13 protein-coding genes are annotated in these 14,875 nt (G+C 63.0%); 2 read left to right on the forward strand and 11 right to left on the reverse strand.

The features are described from left to right. Window positions 1-2 precede the first annotated feature (2 nt). Window positions 3-1,424, forward strand: a complete 1,422-nt coding sequence (uxaC, locus tag A9O65_RS00805) for a glucuronate isomerase (protein WP_064701093.1) — start codon at window positions 3-5, stop codon at window positions 1,422-1,424. 118 nt (window positions 1,425-1,542) lie between these two features. Here uxaC and A9O65_RS00810 read toward each other — a convergent pair whose 3' ends face one another. From A9O65_RS00810 to kdgD, 7 genes are all read right to left on the reverse strand, one after another. Further along, window positions 1,543-3,120 (reverse strand): aldehyde dehydrogenase (NADP(+)), encoded by a 1,578-nt coding sequence (locus A9O65_RS00810; protein WP_064701094.1) that lies wholly within the window; start codon window positions 3,118-3,120, stop codon window positions 1,543-1,545. 109 nt (window positions 3,121-3,229) lie between these two features. Next, on the reverse strand, window positions 3,230-4,555 hold the full coding sequence (locus tag A9O65_RS00815) for an enolase C-terminal domain-like protein (RefSeq protein WP_064701095.1): 1,326 nt from the start codon (window positions 4,553-4,555) through the stop codon (window positions 3,230-3,232). 43 nt (window positions 4,556-4,598) lie between these two features. Beyond that, a complete protein-coding gene (gene garD / locus A9O65_RS00820; RefSeq protein ID WP_064701096.1) occupies window positions 4,599-6,167 on the reverse strand; it encodes a galactarate dehydratase in 1,569 nt (522 codons plus the stop codon). Next, window positions 6,167-7,675: a tripartite tricarboxylate transporter permease gene (locus tag A9O65_RS00825; protein WP_064699257.1), complete on the reverse strand. Its 1,509-nt coding sequence runs from the start codon at window positions 7,673-7,675 to the stop codon at window positions 6,167-6,169. Before A9O65_RS00825 ends, garD begins: the two co-directional genes overlap by 1 nt. A 13-nt stretch (window positions 7,676-7,688) precedes the next feature. Next, window positions 7,689-8,132 (reverse strand): tripartite tricarboxylate transporter TctB family protein, encoded by a 444-nt coding sequence (locus tag A9O65_RS00830; protein ID WP_064699256.1) that lies wholly within the window; start codon window positions 8,130-8,132, stop codon window positions 7,689-7,691. Window positions 8,133-8,237: 105 nt separating this feature from the next. Then, complete coding sequence (locus tag A9O65_RS00835) at window positions 8,238-9,287, reverse strand: hypothetical protein (protein WP_064701097.1); 1,050 nt, start codon at window positions 9,285-9,287, stop codon at window positions 8,238-8,240. Between the two features lie 48 nt (window positions 9,288-9,335). Next, window positions 9,336-10,253, reverse strand: a complete 918-nt coding sequence (kdgD, locus tag A9O65_RS00840) for a 5-dehydro-4-deoxyglucarate dehydratase (protein ID WP_064701098.1) — start codon at window positions 10,251-10,253, stop codon at window positions 9,336-9,338. Between the two features lie 223 nt (window positions 10,254-10,476). Here kdgD and A9O65_RS00845 point away from each other — a divergent pair, with 223 nt between their 5' ends. Further along, window positions 10,477-11,436: an AEC family transporter gene (locus tag A9O65_RS00845; RefSeq protein ID WP_064701099.1), complete on the forward strand. Its 960-nt coding sequence runs from the start codon at window positions 10,477-10,479 to the stop codon at window positions 11,434-11,436. On the opposite strand, the gene A9O65_RS00850 is transcribed toward A9O65_RS00845, so the two are convergent. The 4 genes from A9O65_RS00850 to A9O65_RS00865 form a co-directional block, all read right to left on the reverse strand. Beyond that, entirely contained in the window at window positions 11,433-11,759 is a 327-nt protein-coding gene (locus A9O65_RS00850; RefSeq protein WP_064699252.1) for an antibiotic biosynthesis monooxygenase family protein, read from the reverse strand. The genes A9O65_RS00845 and A9O65_RS00850 overlap by 4 nt on opposite strands. After that, the gene (sixA, locus tag A9O65_RS00855) at window positions 11,756-12,259 is read right to left on the reverse strand and encodes a phosphohistidine phosphatase SixA (RefSeq protein ID WP_064699251.1); all 504 of its coding nucleotides are present in this window, start codon (window positions 12,257-12,259) and stop codon (window positions 11,756-11,758) included. Before sixA ends, A9O65_RS00850 begins: the two co-directional genes overlap by 4 nt. Continuing rightward, the gene (locus A9O65_RS00860) at window positions 12,252-13,319 is read right to left on the reverse strand and encodes an NAD(P)H-dependent glycerol-3-phosphate dehydrogenase (RefSeq protein WP_064699250.1); all 1,068 of its coding nucleotides are present in this window, start codon (window positions 13,317-13,319) and stop codon (window positions 12,252-12,254) included. Before A9O65_RS00860 ends, sixA begins: the two co-directional genes overlap by 8 nt. A gap of 106 nt (window positions 13,320-13,425) precedes the next feature. Further along, window positions 13,426-14,859 carry an NAD(P)(+) transhydrogenase (Re/Si-specific) subunit beta gene (locus tag A9O65_RS00865; RefSeq protein WP_064699249.1) on the reverse strand — a complete coding sequence of 478 codons (1,434 nt, stop codon included), beginning with the start codon at window positions 14,857-14,859 and terminating at the stop codon, window positions 13,426-13,428. Window positions 14,860-14,875: the final 16 nt, after the last annotated feature.

The raw sequence follows: 14,875 nt of genomic DNA on the forward strand, positions 1-14,875 counted from the left end.
TCATGAGTCTTACTGACAAGCTGGATTTCATGGGGCCGGACTTCCTGCTGGAATCCGAAGCCGCCCGACGGCTCTATCATGACCACGCAGCCGTCATGCCAATCTGCGACTATCACTCGCACCTGAGTCCCCAGGAAATCGCCGACAACCGGCAATTCGACAACCTGGCCCAACTGTGGCTGCACGGCGATCACTACAAGTGGCGAGCAATGCGCGCTGCGGGCATCGATGAGCACCGCATTACCGGCAACGCCAGCGACCGCGAACGCTTCCAGGCCTGGGCCGAGACGGTGCCCGACTGTCTGGGTAATCCCCTCTATCACTGGACGCACCTCGAGCTGCGCCACCCCCTCGGTATCGAGAATACCCTCCTCTCACCGGACACCGCCGAAGAGATCTGGACCCGTAGCCAAGAGCGGCTGGCGACGCCAGCGCTGCGCGCTCAAGGTATTCTCGACAGCTTCGACGTACGTACTGTCTGTACCACCGACGATCCCTGCGACGATCTGGCGCTTCACCGACGCCATGCCCAGGGAGATGCTCAGGTGGCCATGCTGCCGACCTTCAGGCCCGATACCGTGCTCAAGATCGAGCAGCCCGGATTCGTTGATTATCTGGAAGCTCTCGAAGCGGCCAGTGGCGTGGCCATCCATCGCTACGACGACCTTCTTGCCGCCCTGCATCAACGGCTCGATCACTTCGCCGCCCACGGCTGTTGCCTCTCCGACCATAGCCTCGAGAAACCAGCCTTCGCCGCGCCGCCACCCACCGCCGAACTGGACCGACAGCTCGAGCGCCGGCGCCGAGGCGATGCCCTCGACGCCGAACAGGCGGCAGGTTTCACCACGGCTCTACTGCTCTGGCTGGGCCAGCAATACGCCGAGCGTGGTTGGGTCATGCAGTTGCATCTGGGCGCGCACCGTAACGTCAGCCAGCGGGGGCTGGCCGAAATCGGCCCCAACAGTGGCTTCGACGCGATCGGCGACGCGACCTACGGTGACCCCCTGGCCGCGCTGCTCGACGCTCTCGACCGCAACCAGGTACTGCCCAGGACCGTACTGTACAACCTCAACCCACGCGACAACGAGCTGCTCGCCAGCCTTGCCGGAAGCTTCCGAAGCGATGGCATTCCCGGCAAGGTACAGTTCGGCGCGGCCTGGTGGTTCAACGACCAGCGTAACGGCATGGAGCGTCAGCTCACCACCCAGATGCAGTTCGGACTATTGCGCCATTTCGTGGGTATGCTCACCGATTCGCGAAGCCTGCTGTCCTTCTCCCGCCACGACTACTTCCGTCGCATCTTCTGCCAGATGCTCGGCCAGCAGATGGTGAGAGGCGAGTTGCCCAATGACCTCGATCGAGTTGGAGAGCTGGTACGCGCGGTCTGCTACGACAACGTCCAGCGTTACCTCTTCGAGCGCTGAAAGAACGCTCATGAAAACAGAACGACATTCCCCAGAAGATTCCATCAGACAGACGCATAAAAAAGGCGGCCCGAAGGCCGCCCAATGCTGACTGCTTGCCAAGTTGAATGTCTGGCTCTCAGGCTTCGCGCTTGCCATCGACCAGACGGCTGACGCCGGCCGGGTTGCCGTCCTTGAGCGCCTCGGGCAACAGGGCCTCGGGCAGGTTCTGGTAGCACACCGGACGCAGGAAGCGGTGGATGGCGGCGCTGCCCACCGAAGTGGTGCGTGAATCCGAAGTGGCCGGATACGGGCCGCCATGGACCATGGCGTGGCACACCTCGACCCCGGTGGGCCAGCCATTGGCCATCACGCGGCCGGCGCGGCGCTCGAGGATCGGCAGCAGGCCACGGGCCGTTTCGGCATCGGCGTCATCCATCTGCAGGGTGGCGGTCAGCTGACCTTCCAGGTGTTCTGCCACGCGCTTGACCTCGTCCTGATCGGCACACTCGACGACCAGCGAGGTGGCACCGAAGACCTCGGCCTGCAGGGCCTCGTCGGTCAGGAAGTCCTCGGCGGAGGCCACGAACAGCCCGGCCTGACAGGCATTGGGACCGTCACCGGCAGGTCCCCGAGCCACCTCGCGAGCCTTGTCGCTGGCCACCAGGCTATCGACCCCCTTGCTGTAGGCGTCATGAATCCCCGGGGTGAGCATGGTCTGGGCCGCCGCCCCCTTCACTGCCTCGCCGGCAGCCGCCACGAAGGCATCGAGGCCCTCGCTTTTTTCGGCGATGACCAGGCCGGGGTTGGTGCAGAACTGGCCGGCGCCCATGGTCAGCGAGCCGACGAAGGCCTCACCCAGCGCCGCGGCCCGGGATTTCAGCGCTTCAGGCAGCAGGAACACGGGGTTGATCGAGCTCATTTCGGCATAGACCGGGATCGGCTCGGGACGCGCCTGGGCGGCGGCCATCAGCGCGGTGCCGCCGGAACGCGAACCAGTGAAGCCCACGGCCTTGATGCGGGAATCCTTCACCAAGCCCTGCCCCACTTCGCGCCCGGAGCCATACAGCAGGGAGAAGACGCCTTCCGGCAGCTCGCACTTCTGCACCGCGCGCTGAATGGCACGGCCGACCAGCTCGGAAGTCCCCGGATGCGCGGAATGAGCCTTGACCACCACCGGGCAACCGGCGGCCAGCGCCGAGGCGGTATCGCCACCGGCCACCGAGAACGCCAGCGGAAAGTTCGAGGCACCGAACACCGCGACAGGGCCCAGGGCAACGTGGCGCTGGCGCAGGTCGACCCGCGGCATCGGTTGGCGGTCCGGCAATGCCGGGTCGATGCGCACGTCGAGCCATTCGCCGGCACGCACGACATTGGCGAACAGGCGCAGTTGGCCGCACGTCCGGCCGCGTTCGCCCTGGAGGCGCGCTTGTGGCAGCCCCGATTCCGCCACGGCACGCTCGATCAGCGGCTCGCCGATGGCCTCGATCTCATCGGCAATGGTTTCGAGGAAGGTCGCGCGGGCTTCGAGGCCGGTCTCGCGATAGGTATCAAAGGCTGCCCAGGCCAGTTCGCAGGCCCGCTCGACTTCGGCCTTGCCACCGGCGGAATAGCCCGGGTCGAGACGCTCGTTGGTGGCGGGATTCACTGCCTGGATCACAGCGCCTTCAGCCGAGACGGCCTGTTGGCCGATGAGTTGCTTGCCTTCGAGTGTCATCATCTTTCTCCTGTCGCGGGAAGCGGTGATATCGCCGGCATGGCCATACCACCGGAAGTGAGCCCGGCGGTGGATGTTCATCCGATCCGCCGGATGGCGTGAGGCGACTTCAGCGCACCAGCGCCGGGCGCTTGGGATCGAACTCCCAGCCCTTGATCAGATATTGCATGGCCATGGCGTCGTCGCGCTGGGTGACATCGAGGCGCTTGTATTTTTCGTGAGCCTCCATGAGCTTGTCGTCATCCAGCTCGACACCAAGCCCCGGCGAGGACGGCACCTGGAGCTTGCCGTCGCGAATCTGAAAGGGATCGGTGGTGATGCGCTGACCGTCCTGCCAGATCCAGTGGGTATCGATGGCCGTGATCTCACCCGGGCAAGCCGCCGCCACATGGGTCATCATCGCCAGCGAGATGTCGAAGTGGTTGTTGCTGTGCGACCCCCAGGTCATGCCCCACTCGTGGCATAGCTCGCCGACGGCCACGGCGCCCTGCATGGTCCAGAAGTGGCAGTCGGCCAGCGGGATATCCACCGCGTTGAGTTGCACCGCAAGCTGCAGTTGCTTGTAGTCGGTGGCGATCATGTTGGTGGCGGTAGGCAGCCCGGTACGCTTCTTGAATTCCGCCATGGTCTCGCGGCCGGAAAAGCCACCTTCCTGGCCGCAAGGATCCTCGGCGTAGCTGAGCAGGTGCTTGATCGGCTCCAGCACGCGCACCGCCTCGTCCAGCGTCCAGGCACCATTGGGGTCCAGTGTCAGGCGGGCTTCAGGGAAGGCCTCGTGGAGCGCGCGGATGCAATCGGCTTCTTCTTCGCCGCGCAGCACACCGCCCTTGAGCTTGAAATCACGGAAGCCATAGCGCTCGTAGGCGGCCTTGGCCAGGTTGGCGACGGCCTCGGGCGTCATGGCTTCGCGGTAGCGCACCTCATCCCAGGCATCGACGGGACCGGCGACACGCGGATACGGCAGGTCGGTCTTGTCTGGATCACCAAGCAGGAACAGGTAACCGAGTGCCTCGACCTCATCGCGCTGGCGACCGTACTGGCCCAGCAGATCTGCCACCGGCATGCCCAGCGCCTGGCCGAAGAGGTCGAACAATGCCGACTCGATGGCGGTGATGACATGCACGGCCACCCGCAAGTCGAAGGTCTGGCGTCCGCGTTCCTCGGGGCCGCCTTGAGCCAGCAGGTCGCGGGCCCGGCTCAGCACCTGCTTGACCTCGTTGACTCGCGCACCTTCCACCAGCTCGCGACACTTTTCCAGTCCTTTCAGGATGCCTTCGCTGGAGGGGATCTCGCCAACGCCACGGTTGCCGGACTCGTCTTCCAGCACCAGCACACAACGGATGAACCAGGGCGCGTGGCCGCCGCTCAGGTTCAGCAAAAAGCCGTCCTCGCCGGCGACCGGCACGATGTTCATCTTGGTGATCTTGGGAAACATGGCATTGCCTCTGGTCATAATCGAAAGCACCAACGAAAGGGAATCAGGTCACCGGCGCCGGGTTGAACAGCACCAGATCGTTGTACAGGCCCAGCCGGTCGGCGGCGACTTGGCGGCGGCCGCTGGCGACCTCCAGGATCAGGTGGAACAGTTCCCACCCCATTTCCTCGATGGACGCCTCGCCGGTCGCGATTCGTCCGGCATCGAGATCGATCAGGTCGTGCCAGCGCTGTCCCAGCGTGGAATTGCTGGAAACCTTGATGACGGGCGTCATCGGCAGGTTGTAAGGCGTGCCGCGCCCGGTGGTGAAGACCTGCAGGTTCATGCCCGCGGCGGCCTGCAGGGTGCCACAGATGAAGTCGCTGGCCGGGGTGGCGGCGAAGGTAAGACCGCGCTTGCGAAGTCGTTCGCCGGGGCCGATGACATCGACGATCGGCGAGTTGCCGGACTTGATCACCGACCCCAGCGCCTTCTCGACGATATTGGACAGCCCGCCCTTCTTGTTGCCGGGCGAGGTGTTGGCACTGCGATCCGCCTGGCCCTGGGACAGGTAGTCGTCGTACCAAGCCATCTGATCGATCAGCGCCTGGCCGACCGAACGATCCACGGCGCGCGGCGTCAGCAGATGGATGGCATCACGTACCTCGGTGACCTCGGAGAACATGACACTGCCCCCGGCACGCACGATCAGGTCAGTGGCGAATCCGACCGCCGGATTGGCCGTCAGCCCCGAGAAGGCATCGCTGCCGCCACATTGCATGCCTACTGCCAGGTCAGCGACGGGACAGGTCTCGCGGCGGCGACGATCGAGGCGCTCCAGGTGACGCTCGGCCATGGCCATGATGCCGTCGACCATCTCACCGAAGCCTTCGAAGGACTCGTCCTGCAGGCTCAGCACGTTGGCCCCGGAATCGGCGGCGTCGGTGTGCTCGTAGATCCTGACCGGCTGATCTTCGACCAGGGTCGAGGGCTGCAACTTCTCGCAGCCCAACCCGATGACCATCACCTCATTGCCGAAATTGGGATTCAGCGCCAGGTTCTTGAGCGTACGGATCGGGACTACCGACGCCGGCGCATTGATCGCCACGCCGCAGCCATAGCTGTGATTGAGCCCCACCACATCGTCGACATTGGGAAAGCGCGGCAGCAGCTCGCGCTTGATGCGCTGCACCACATGATCGACGGTGCCCGCCACGCACTGCACGCTGGTGGTGATACCGAGCACGTTCTTGGTACCCACGCTCCCATCGGCATTGCGAAATCCCTCGAAGGTGTAACCTTCCAGCGGCTCCGTCGACGGCGCCGGGCGCGTCGCCAGCGGCAGGTCCTCCAGCGCCGGCGGCGTGGGCATGTGCAGATTGGACTCGTTGACGTGACCGCCCCGAGGGATGGCCATGGCAGCCGTGCCGATGACCTCACCGTAGCGGATCACCTTGTCCCCCTCCGCCAGCGCCACCAGCGCCACCTTGTGCCCCTGGGGCACATTGGCCTGGAGCTCGACACCATCATCGAGTTGCTCGCCGACGGTCAGGCCTCCCCGGCCGACGACCACGGCGACATTGTCACGAGGGTGAATACGGATCACCCGCGGCGCCTGCGTCGACATACTCATCAGGACGCCTCCACCTGACGCTTGGCCTGGCTCTTCAAGCCCATCACCACCGAGAAGATCACAGAGGCGGCGATCAGCCCCCAGAGCACCAGGGCAATGGGGCTCTTGGTGAAGAAGATGCCATAGCTGCCGGCTGACTCCAGACTCTTCACGAAGTAGACCTCCGCTTGGCCACCGAGGATGAAGCCGATTATCAAGGGAGCGACCTCGAGCCCGACCTTCTGGATCAGATAGCCCAGCACGCCGAAGATCAGCAGCGTCCAGACATCGAACATGATGCCGTAGTTGATGGCGTAGGCACCGACCACACACATCATCACGATGATCGGATAGAGGATGTACTTGGGCACCAGCACCACCTTGGCAATGTGCTTGATGGCATAGAACATCAAAAAGAACATCACGATGTTGGCGAACACCAGGGCGGTCATCATCACGTACCAGGTGTCGGCGTTCTCCGGGATGAATAGCGGCCCGACTTGGATGCCTTGCAGAGTGAAGGCGCCGATCAGCACCGCGGTGGTGGAATCGCCGGGGATACCCAGCGACAGCAGCGGGATCAGAGCACCGCCGGTCAGGGCATTATTGGCCGACTCGGAGGCCATCAGCCCTTGGGGGGCGCCCTTGCCCATCTCGCTGGAATCGCGGGACAGGTTCTTCTCCTGGGTATAGGCCAGTACCGAGGCGGCGCTGCCGCCGACCCCCGGCAACATGCCGACGAAGGTACCGATGAAGGAAGAACGCACCAGATTGGTCAGCCGGCCCCTGAAGATGCCGAAGGAGAAACCGCCGCCCTTGCCGAACTTGATATTCTGGCTGGCCAGACCACTCTTTATCCCCTCCTCGGCCTCGAGCAGGATGGTGGCGATACCGAAGATACCGATCAGCACCGGCAGCAGGGAGAAGCCTTCGAACAGGTAGGGCTCAAGGAAGTCGAACATCAGGCGTGTCTTGCCATTGCCACCGTCGGAGATGCTGTAGGTGCCGATCAGGCTCAGCCAGATGCCGATCACGCCGCTGAAGATGCCAACCAGCATGTTGCGCGACATGGACGCGATGACGGTCAGCGCCAGCAGGATGATCAGGAACTTCTCGACGTAGGAGAACTTGATCGAGAACTCGGCCAGCAGCGGCGCGAACAGGAACAGCACGATGGCGCTGATGAGGCCACCGATCACCGACGCTACCACGCAGACCCGCAGGGCACGTTCGCCCTCGCCTTTCTGGGCCATGGGAAAGCCGTCGAAAGTGGTAGTGATCGACGATGGCGTGCCGGGAATGTTGAGCAACACTGCCGGCACCATGCCACCGGAAATGCCCCCCACGTAAAGCCCCAGCAGTAGCGCCAGCCCGTGATTGAGGCCGAGTGCATAGGTCAGCGGCAGACACACGGCGACGGCCATGGTGGCGGTCATCCCCGGGATGGCCCCGAAGATGATCCCGACCAGGGCGCCCAGGGCCGCCAACAGGAAGAAAGTGATATCGAGTAGCGACAGGATATCGAGCATGGAAGTGACTCCGCTACGGCAGGGTTATCTGGAACAGCCTGGCGAGGATGAACCACGCCAGCGTCGGTGCCACGAGCGCGTTGATGGCGGCCGTGAGGACCTTGCGCCTGGTTCTGGTGTGCATGTACATCAGCGACATCAAGAACAGGAAGACCATCGACACGAACAGAAAGCCGTAGCCTGTGTAGGGAAAGAAGTTGCCGACCATCGACATCGTTTGGAAATAGGCGACGATCAGCACCAGGGTTCCGAAGAAGCGAAACTTGTCCATGGATTCGCCCAGGATCGGCAGCGACCGCTCCCCCCGCCTGACAGCGGCGAGGAAGGGAACCACGTTGAACACCAGGACCAGGGCAAAGAGAACGCCCAGCACCCAGTGAATGATGTGGGGGAAGAACAGATGGGAGGTCTCGAAATCGATCGAGACGCTCAACAGGGATGACAGTCCTGATTCCATGGCGGCTCCGGTGAAGGCTCTCGTCAGGTTGGCCTTTCAATCGTTACAAAGGATGAAGCAGCAGCCGCGAGAGCCGGCGGGAGGCTTCCCGCCGGCGATCTTGCCTCACTGGATGTTGGTGATGATGTCCTCGTAGACGGACATTTTGGTTTCCAGATACTCGGCGGCCTCATCGGACGGCTTGAAATTGGGAATGAAGAAAGACGTCTTCTGGGTCTGCTGAATCTCGCCCTCGTCATAGATCTCGGTGAGCGCCTGGTCGATCTGATCGACGATGGCCTGATCCATGTCCTTGTTGTAAAGGAAGAAGAATTCCTTATCGAAGGTGAAGTCGTCGCCATTGCCCATGGGCACGGAGACATTGGGCGCAACGTACTGCAGCAATTGCTCGCGGCTCGTTTGCCCGAGGCCGTCTTCCGGCGCCTGCTCGATGGTGCCCTGGCGTGCGGTCAGCCACAGGAAGCGCATGGCCTTCTGATCGTCTTCCGGCAGGCGAGTGTACTGTTCGTTGGCCTGCACGGTGCCGTTGATCATGTCGGCCTGATCGTTGAAGAGCTGCTGGTTCTTGTCGGCCTGGGAGCCAGTATTGACGGCTACCAGATTGTCCTCCATGCCCGGATGCTCAATCGAGATGGCGTTCTTCAAGGCGCTGAAGCCAATCTCGGACACACCGCCGGGCTGGATGGCAACGCGCACCTCCTCGCCATTGCCGACCGCTTCGATCACATCGTTCAGGGTCTGGTAGGGCGAATCCTTGGGTACCAGATAGGCGTTGCCCGGATTGATGGCAACGGTCGGGCCGATGGTGTATTTCTCGAAGATGTCGTCATACCCCTGGACACCGTACAGGTGGCCGAGGTAGGACTGATCGTGGAAGATCATCAGGGTGTTGCCACGCGGATCGCGATCCAGGAAGCGGAAGGCGGAGCTCGCCCCGACGGCGTCCACCTTCATGTTGATGTCGAGATGCTCGGCCAGGCCATCGGCGACGATGCTGGAGTTCTGATAGGTATCGCCTCCGGTCGAGGTCGAACCGATCACCACGCGAACATTACCGGGTAGCTGGGCATCGGCGGCAACGGCGGAGCTGCCGAAGGCCATGCCGGCCACCATCACGGAGGTTCCCAGTGTCTTGATGATGCTGGGCATGCTCATTGGATCACCTCTTCACTGTCATTATTGGGTATGGGTGAAAGACGGGGATCAGAAACTCTTGGCTTTCTCGACCAGAGTCTCCAACTGCACCCGCTCATCGGCATTCGGCATCTCCAGCGGCGCGCGAACGCTACCGGCGGGACGCCCGATGATCTCGGTGCCGGCCTTGATCAGGGTGACCGCATAGCCGGACTTGTTGTCGCGCAGGTCGACGAACGGCAGGAAGAACTCCCGAGAGATGCGTCGCACCGTGTCGCTGTCGCCGGCCCGCAGCGCCTTGTAGAAGGTCACCGCCATGTCCGGCACGAAGTTGAAGACAGCGCTGGAATAGGTATTCACGCCAACGGCCAGATACGCTTCGGCCATGATCTCCGCGGTGGGCACGCCGCCCACGTAGGCCAGGCGCTCGCCAACACTCTTGATGATGCGGTTCAAGGCCTGCATGTCGCCCTTGCCATCCTTGAGCCCCACCAGGTTGGGACAGGCCTCGGCCAGGCGCTTGACCGATGAGGGCGTCATCACGCCGTTGCCACGGTTGTAGTAGATCACGCTGATGGAGGTGGAATCGCAGATCTGACGCGCATATTCCACCAGTCCATCCTGGGGACATTCGGTCAGGTACGGCGGCATCAGCAGGATGCCATCGGCGCCCTCTTCCTCGGCGATCTTCGCAAAGGCACTGCCCGTGGCCACGCTCAGGCCCGCACTGGCGATTACCGGCAACTTGCCGTCGACCACCTGCACCGCCAGGCGCACGACCTCGCGGAACTCATCCTGGGAGAGGTTGAAGAACTCCCCGGTCCCCCCGGCAACGAACACCGCCGAGATCTCGTGGCTGATGAACCATTCCAGACGCTGCCGATAGCTCTCGGCATCGAAACGTCCCTCGGTGTCGAAATCGGTCACCGGGAAGGACAGCAGTCCATCACTGATCGCTTTTTTGACATCGTCATGTGTAAAACGCACTTGTTCGTCCCCTTGTTATGTCTTGCGATGACATGAAGCCTTACGCTACTTCATGTAATACATCATATGAATGACAACCTAAACGGCCCGTCGATGACTGACAAGCGCCCGCATGGTAAAATTGAACTAAAGTTTTAGCTCTCGATATTGCCTCGGCGACCCCGTGTGCCTGGTCGCAAGATGACGATACCCCGAGGGTTCAGAGCCGACACAGGATGTCCGCATGTCACTGACCGATATTTTCCTCGGCACCCTCGGCATCACCCTGCCGGTATTTGCCATGGTGTTCATCGGCATCGGCCTGAAGCGCCTGGGCTGGATCGATCAGAACTTCGTCAACACCGCCTCCCGGCTGGTCTTCCGCGGCACCCTGCCGACCCTGATCTTCCTGAGCCTGATCGGCGCTGACCTGGGAAACACCTTCAACCCTTGGCTGCTGCTCTACTTCGCCCTGGCAACCCTGGCCAGTTTCCTCTTGTGCTGGGCCTGGGCCGGCTGGCGCATGCCCCGACATCTGCGTGGCGTCTATGTCCAGGGGGGCTTTCGCGGCAACTGCGGCATCGTCGGCATGGCCCTGGCCCATGGCATGTACGGTGAGGCGGGACTGTCCATCGGCGGGCTGCTGCTCGGCGTGGTGATTCTGACCTACAACATCCTGTCAGTGGTCGTGCTCAGCTTTTATCGGCCACGGGATAAAGGCTCGAGACTCGCTCAGTGGCGAAGCATCGCCAAGCATATCCTGACCAACCCTCTGATCCTGGCCGTCCTGGCCGCCACGCCCCTGGCGCTTTTCGAGGTACGATTACCGATCTGGTTGGCCACCACCGGTGACTATTTCGCCTCCCTGACGCTCCCGCTGGCCCTGATCTGCATTGGCGGCACCCTGTCGACCCGTGCCCTGAAAAGGGGCTATGGGCCGGCACTGGGCGCCAGCACCTGGAAGATGGTCAGCATTCCCTTTCTGGCGACCGCAACCGCCTGGTTGATCGGCTTCGAGGGACGCGAACTGGGCGTGATGTTCCTGTTCTTCGCCAGCCCCACGGCAGCGGCGGCCTTCGTCATGGCCAAAGCCATGGGGGGCGATGAAACGCTTATCGCCAACATCATTGCGCTGACTACCTTGATGGCGAGCATCACGATCACTGCCGGGGTCTTCGCCCTGCGGGTGGCAGGGCTGATCTAAGTACCGATACCCGCGGTCGTATCGGTGCCCTCCACCACCTCGAACTGCTCGAGGCCGCCACCTTCACCGGTGGCCTCCGGCGGCATCGGGTTGGCATGAGCCCGCTTGAAGTCGTCGCTGCCCACCCAGGCACGAAAGGCCTCTTGGCTTTCCCACTCGGTCTCGACGACATAGGGCGCCTGGTTGCCCTGCGGGCGCAACACCCGCATGGCAATGAAACCGGGCTGCTTGTCGATCTCCCCGGCCCGGGCACGGAAGCGCTCCTCGAATTCGGTCTCGTAACCAGGATTTACGTGGACACGGTTATTGACGATGAAGCTCATGGTCGGCTAACTCCAGGGTCGGGTAGATCGTCTGGCGTGGTGAAACGCGTCAGTCGTGCGCAGCCCGCCGCCGGCACCTCGGCTTCCAGTTCGGCAATGGCGGCGGTGGGCAGCCCAAGGCCATGATCGCTGCGCCCTTCCACCAGCAGGCCAGTCAGGGCGCCGACCAGCGGCATGTGGCTGACCAGCATGACGGGCGCTTCGGGTGATGCCTCCAGCAGCCAGTCGAGCACCGCGCCGGGAGGATCGTCGGGCGTGATCAGCGACAGGGGTTCCACGGTCAGGCCCAGTGCCTCGGCAATGTGTGCGGCCGTCTGCTGGGCACGCTGATACGGACTCGCCAGCAGGCGCAGTCTCGACAGTTCCAGATCATCGCGACCGGCCAGCCAGGTCGCCATGCGGGTCGCCTCGCGGTGCCCCCGAGGCGTCAATTCCCGTGCGGCATCGGGCGACCCGGCTCCTGCCTCGCCATGACGCATGATCAACAGGGTTTCAGCCATTTTCGCCTCCCGAGTCCCGGTGATCGCGCTGCACGTTCTCCCGTGACAACACGAACTCGACGTCGCTGCTTTGTTCCCCCAGCATCAGCAAGCGCGCCATTTCCCTGGCCGGAACCTCGCGGAACAGCACCTGATAGAGTCCTTCGGCAAGCGGCATGTAGACGCCTTCATGGCGCGCCATGTCGCGTACCAACCTCACCGTGTTGACGCCCTCGGCCACCTGGCCGAGCGATTCGATCGCCTCATCGAGGCTTCGTCCCTCGCCGAGAGCAAAACCCACGCGATAGTTGCGCGACAGGCTCGACGAGCAGGTGACGATGAGATCGCCCACGCCGGCAAGGCCGAGGAAGGTCATGGGATTGGCCCCCTGGGCCACGGCAAAGCGGCTCATCTCGGCGAGCGCGCGCGTCATCAACATGCTGCGAGTATTCTCGCCCATGCCCAGTGCTGCCGCCATTCCCGCGGCAATGGCGTAGATATTCTTCAGGGCACCCCCGAGCTCCACGCCATAGCGGTCGTTGCTGGCATAGACGCGAAAGTAGTCGCATCCCAGCGCGGTCTGGACCCGGGTTCGGGTCACGGGATCATGGCTGGCGATCACTGTGGCAGTCAGTTGGCGCTCGGCGACCTCGGAGGCCAGGTTGGGCCCCGAGAGCACCCCGATGTGCCGGCCACCGGTTTCCTCTTCCAGAATCTGGCTCATCAGTTTGAAGCCTTCTTCCTGGATCCCCTTGGTGGTACTGACCAGGATGCGCTCAGGGTCCAGCCAGGGGCGCGCCTGACGCACCACATCGCGAAAGCCCTTGGACGGAATCGACACCAATACCAGGCCGGCGCCGTCCAGTGCGTCGCTCAGCCGTGTATGTGCCGATACCGCAGGATTGATGTCGTAATCGGGCAGGTAACGGCCATTGCGGTGTTCACGATTGATCTGCGCGGCGAGTTCGGGATCACGCAGCCACTGACGCACCTCGAAGCCGTTGTCAGCGGCGATGCTGGCAAGCGCGGTACCAAAACTGCCGCCGCCGAGTACCGCCACCCTGTTGCAATCGTCGGACATGGTCGCCCCGAGCCTGAGAATGATGGGGAAATTGTAACGAAAAACGCCCCGGTTCGGGGCGTTTGATAGCATGCTGAATCGGGCCGGCCAATGCCGGCCCGACGACTCACTCGATCAGCGGAACCAGAGTATCGATGCTCGAACGGGCATCGCCATAGAGCATTCGCGTGTTTTCCTTGAAGAACAGCGGATTCTCGATACCGGAATAACCGGTGCCCTGACCGCGCTTGCAGACGAAGACCTGCTTGGCCTCCCAGACCCGCAGCACCGGCATGCCGGCAATGGGGCTGTTGGGATCCTCCTGGGCAGCCGGATTGACGATATCGTTGGAACCGATGACGATCACCACATCAGTCTCGGCGAAGTCGTCGTTGATCTCGTCCATCTCCAGCACGATGTCGTAGGGCACCTTGGCCTCGGCCAGCAGCACGTTCATGTGCCCCGGCAGACGGCCCGCCACCGGATGGATGCCAAACCGCACGTCCTTGCCGGCGCTGCGCAGCTTGCGAGTCAGCTCGCTCACCGCATTCTGCGCCTGAGCCACCGCCATGCCATAGCCCGGCACGATGATCACCCGGTCGGCATCATTCAAGGCACTGGCCACGCCACCGGTGTCGATCGCCACCTGCTCGCCTTCAATCTCAGCGGCCGGCCCCTGGCTGCCACCGAAGCCTCCCAGAATCACGTTGATGAAGTTGCGGTTCATCGCCTTGCACATGATGTAGGAGAGGATGGCACCCGAGGAGCCCACCAGGGCGCCGGTGACGATCAACAGGTCATTGGAGAGCGTGAAGCCGATGGCCGCCGCCGCCCAGCCGGAGTAGCTGTTGAGCATCGATACCACCACCGGCATGTCGGCACCACCGATGCCCATGATCAGGTGATAGCCGATGAACAAGGCCAGCACCGCCAGCAGCAACAGCGTCCAGAAGCCGGCACCGTTCAGATAGAGAATGGCCAGCAGCAGCGACAGCGCAGCCGCGCCGGCATTGAGCAGATGCCCGCCAGGCAGCTGGCGAGGTTTGCCATCGACCTTGCCGGCCAGCTTGCCGAAGGCGATCACCGACCCGGTGAAGGTCACCGCGCCGATGAACACCCCAAGCACCACTTCGATCTGCAAAAAGGTCAACTCTGCCGGGGTCTTTTCGGCAACCAGGGCAGCGAATGCCGAGAACCCTTCTTGGCTGCCTTCGGCGGCCAGCACGCGACGGCGTTCCAGGTCGGCATTGAAGCCGACGAACACCGCTGCCAGGCCGACGAAGCTGTGCAACGCGGCCACCAGCTGGGGCATCTCGGTCATGTCGACCTTTTTCGCCAGATAGACGCCGACCACGGCCCCGATGATCATCATCGGCACCATCCACCAGTAGCCGCCGATCCCCGGCCCGAAGGCGGTGAACAGCACGGCCACGGCCATGCCGACGATGCCGTACCAGACGGCTCGCTTGGCCTTCTCCTGATTGCTCAGTCCCCCGAGAGAGAGGATGAACAACACACTCGCCGCGATCGCCGCGGCGGACACGAATCCTTGACTCAACATAGTGTCTCCCCGCGGT

Origin of the sequence: Halomonas caseinilytica, assembly GCF_001662305.1 — a bacterium.
Lineage (GTDB): Bacteria > Pseudomonadota > Gammaproteobacteria > Pseudomonadales > Halomonadaceae > Halomonas > Halomonas caseinilytica.